This is a genomic window from Craterilacuibacter sp., assembly GCF_051659485.1.
Classification (GTDB): Bacteria; Pseudomonadota; Gammaproteobacteria; order Burkholderiales; family Chromobacteriaceae; genus Craterilacuibacter.
Map to the genome: position 1 here is coordinate 1 of NZ_JBOFOO010000290.1, position 3,182 is coordinate 3,182.

A 3,182-nucleotide genomic window follows, 5' to 3' on the forward strand; every position below is an offset into this window, starting at 1 on the left:
CTGGCTGTTCGCCGGCAGCGAACGCGCCGGCCGCCGTGCCGCCGCCATCCAAAGCCTGCTGGCCACCGCCAAACTCAACGGTCTGGATCCGTTCGCCTGGCTAAAAGATACCCTCGAAAAACTGCCTGTCTGGCCCAACAACCGCCTCGACGAACTCCTCCCCCTCAAGCGCTAACCGCCTGCACTCTGTTTGGCAAGGTGGGGCGGCTGATCGCTTACGATATGGTGAAGGCTGGTTCAGTTTTGTCCTTATGAATTTATTTTTGTGTGTAACACTCTCAGTGTTTGATCGGAAAAATCGATGTCGCCATGTGGGTAGAGGTTAGGCAATAGAAACGACATAGCCTGCATGGGGAAGCCTACCCTGACTTTTCCCTTGGGTGTATCCGATACTAGGAACCCCTCTTTCACTAGCTTGCCGAGTACATCGCGGGCAGTGCGCTCATGGAGGCCGGTCAGTCGTGGAGCCTCTCCTCGTTCAAATTCGCCCATGGTGAATGCCTGCATGTATAGGTAGGCCGACTCTGGTCGCAGCATTGTGCTACGAATATTTTCGAAGTAGAAGTGCACACGATCCTTGAAGTTGTCGAGGTCAAACATATCGGCCATGAATGTGGCCTGATCAATGCCTGTCTGTAGGCCAAAGAGACAGAACTGGGCAAGGCCGCGCTCTGTCAGGTTGCCACGGCCATCTAGGTCGCCATGCCGATGCTCATCAGCTTGAGCCAGTTGGGCTTTGTATTTATCGGCATTCTTGGCCAAACCTCGCGACATAGACCACAGTGCAGTGCCATTGATGCCACTGGCCCTCAGCATGGCATCTAGGGCGATTCGTGCGACGCGGCCATTGCCATCAAGAAACGGATGAATCCAGACTAATCGATGATGTGCTGCGAAAGCTGCAACAATACTAATGAGTTTGGAGACTCCTCCGTTTTTGGCCCACTCCATCCGACGGCCATAGACTTCAATGTATCTGTTCAAAAAATCATCAAGGTATTCCCACTTGGGTGACAAGTGGCGGCCGACCTGTACATCCCGTTTGCGGAACACTCCACCTGTCATGACGGAATGATCTGGTAATACAAGCATTTCATCGGGGAGATACTCGCAGAACAGTCGATGCACTTCGCTCAGGAAGTACCGCAAGTTTGCTTGGGATAGTTCCTGAGATTTGGCCCAGCGGTCTGCCTCGATATGGGCCCTTGCTAAGCTTTGGTGATCTCTGTCTGCGCCTAGTGGATGAGCTTCTTGCAAGGTCTTGCTGATATCGATAGGTAGTGTTTTGTGCCCCTCAATCAGGTTGCTGTAGTAGCAGTTCATTCCCGATACGAGTTCGGATAGGCTGCGTGCTGTATGTTTATTAATCACGGCATCCAAACGGGTGGATGCTTGGCACAGCTCATGCGCCCAGCCAACCAGTTCGCTAAAAGCGGGTCGGCTATCCTCAATCAACATTGGTTCCATCTGGGCAGGATGGTCGTAAAATTCCATTTTTTTATTAGCCATTTTGCCGATCTTTTTTTCGACGTTTTTTTATTTAAGCTTAATGCTATCAATGATTTCAAGTGAGCGTTGTTATATTTTTGAAATGAAATTTACCGATCTTTTTGCCGATCATATCATGCCAGTTCGCCGGAAGAGAACGCGTCGGCCGCCGTACCACCATTCAAAGCCTGATGGCTATCGCCCAACTCAACGGCGTATAGCTCTTGGCCTGGCTAAACAAGACACTCACGAAAATTCCCCGTCAGGCCGAATAGCTGCCTCTACGAACGACTCTCCCTCAAGTGCTGATCTCCCGGTTCAGTTTCGAGATATGACCACAGGCCGGATTCGGGCAAGTCTGGCTGGTATGGTGCGGTGGTACGGCAATCAGGTGTCCACCTTTCCACGCCAGCTTATAGTCCAGTTGTCGCCTGAACTCGCCCCAACCCTGATCCAAGATCGCTTTGTTCAGGCCAGACTTCTGTTTCACCTTCCGTCCAGGTTGTTCGGCACTGCCGGCTGCTGACTTCGACATATTGCGCACTTTCAGGTCTTAAATACAGACAATCGCGTGGTTTTGGCTGATTGCGTTCGTTGCCTGGTGCAGGAAGTCTTTGCGGACGTTGCCGATACGGGCATGAAGCTTCTGGACTTTGGCCTTGGCTTTTTTCCAGTTGTTCGAGAACTTGGTTTTCCGGCTCAACGCCTGCTGCGCTTTACGCAAGCGGGCTTGATGCCGTTTGAAGCTGTTGGCCGGTGCGATGAACGCGCCGTTATCGAAGGTCGCGAAGCGGGCAATCCCCACATCAATGCCGATCATGCCCCCTTGCGGGACAGACTGTGCGACCTCGCGCTCGGTCTGGATGGATACAAACCACTTGCCCGCGTGCAGACTGACGGTGACGTTTTTGACCGCACCCAACACCTCGCGGCTGTTGCGATAGCGCAGCCAGCCGAGTTTCGGCAGGAAGATGCGGCTATTGCCCTGATCGAGTTTGCAGCCTTGCGGGTAGCGGAAGCTGTCACTGAGTCCTTTCTTCTTGAATCGTGGAAATGCGGCACGTTTCTCGAAGAAATTACTGTAGGCGCGGTCGAGGTCTTTGAATGTCTGCTGCAAGGTTTGCGATGGCGAGTCTTTCAGCCAAGACGCCATACATCCAGAGGGCAGCGGCGCACCATTGCGCCATTCGGTTAGCACTTTGCAGAGTGCGGCATAGCTCAGTTTCTTCTCGCCCTGATCGTGGCGAGCCTTCTGCAAAGCCAAGCCCTGATTAAACACAAAGCGGCACGCTCCAGCGAAACGGCGCATAGTGCGCTGCTGCTCGCCGTTGGGCATGAGTTCATATTTATAGGCTTGGAGTCGTTGCATATGACCACGATACCGATTTGCCGAAACACGGCGCAAGTGGATTTGCTAAATTAATGGACGCCTGCGGCGTCCGCGCTATCCATCCCCGCCATGAATGACGGGGCTTTCCGCGCACCCCGGTAAAAATCAGCGGTCAGCCGGCTTAGCCCCGCCTCGGACAAGGCATAGCGCGCAGCATGCGCCGGACTCATATTATCCAGTAGCACATTGCAAGCATCGATGGCAGCCACACAATGGCACTCCCATAAGCCAGGCACGGGTATGGCCAGTCAGCGAATTAGCCGCCATATAGCCCAGATAGGCGACCGCCATATTGAGTGAGCCG

The 3,182-nt window shown here is 53.4% G+C and carries 5 protein-coding genes; 1 reads left to right on the forward strand and 4 read right to left on the reverse strand.

The window, feature by feature from the left end; translation table 11 throughout:
* A partial coding sequence (locus ACRC1E_RS10165) for a transposase domain-containing protein (RefSeq protein WP_438514984.1) occupies positions 1-175 on the forward strand: 175 nt, incomplete at its 5' end.
* Positions 176-249: 74 nt separating this feature from the next.
* Here ACRC1E_RS10165 and ACRC1E_RS10170 read toward each other — a convergent pair.
* From ACRC1E_RS10170 to ACRC1E_RS10185, 4 genes are all read right to left on the reverse strand, one after another.
* The gene (locus ACRC1E_RS10170) at positions 250-1,509 is read right to left on the reverse strand and encodes a Fic family protein (RefSeq protein ID WP_438514981.1); all 1,260 of its coding nucleotides are present in this window, start codon (positions 1,507-1,509) and stop codon (positions 250-252) included.
* A gap of 277 nt (positions 1,510-1,786) precedes the next feature.
* Positions 1,787-1,978 (reverse strand): zinc ribbon domain-containing protein, encoded by a 192-nt coding sequence (locus tag ACRC1E_RS10175; RefSeq protein WP_438514982.1) that lies wholly within the window; start codon positions 1,976-1,978, stop codon positions 1,787-1,789.
* Positions 1,979-2,041: 63 nt separating this feature from the next.
* Complete coding sequence (locus ACRC1E_RS10180) at positions 2,042-2,857, reverse strand: RNA-guided endonuclease InsQ/TnpB family protein (RefSeq protein ID WP_438514985.1); 816 nt, start codon at positions 2,855-2,857, stop codon at positions 2,042-2,044.
* A gap of 50 nt (positions 2,858-2,907) precedes the next feature.
* Entirely contained in the window at positions 2,908-3,087 is a 180-nt protein-coding gene (locus tag ACRC1E_RS10185) for a hypothetical protein (RefSeq protein WP_438514983.1), read from the reverse strand.
* Positions 3,088-3,182 lie beyond the last annotated feature (95 nt).

Bases quoted from the DNA above. Each gene is read 5' to 3' on its own strand.
- ACRC1E_RS10170 (WP_438514981.1), bottom strand. From the start codon at position 1,509: ATGGCTAATAAAAAAATGGAATTTTACGACCATCCTGCCCAGATGGAA.
- ACRC1E_RS10180 (WP_438514985.1), bottom strand. From the start codon at position 2,857: ATGCAACGACTCCAAGCCTATAAATATGAACTCATGCCCAACGGCGAG.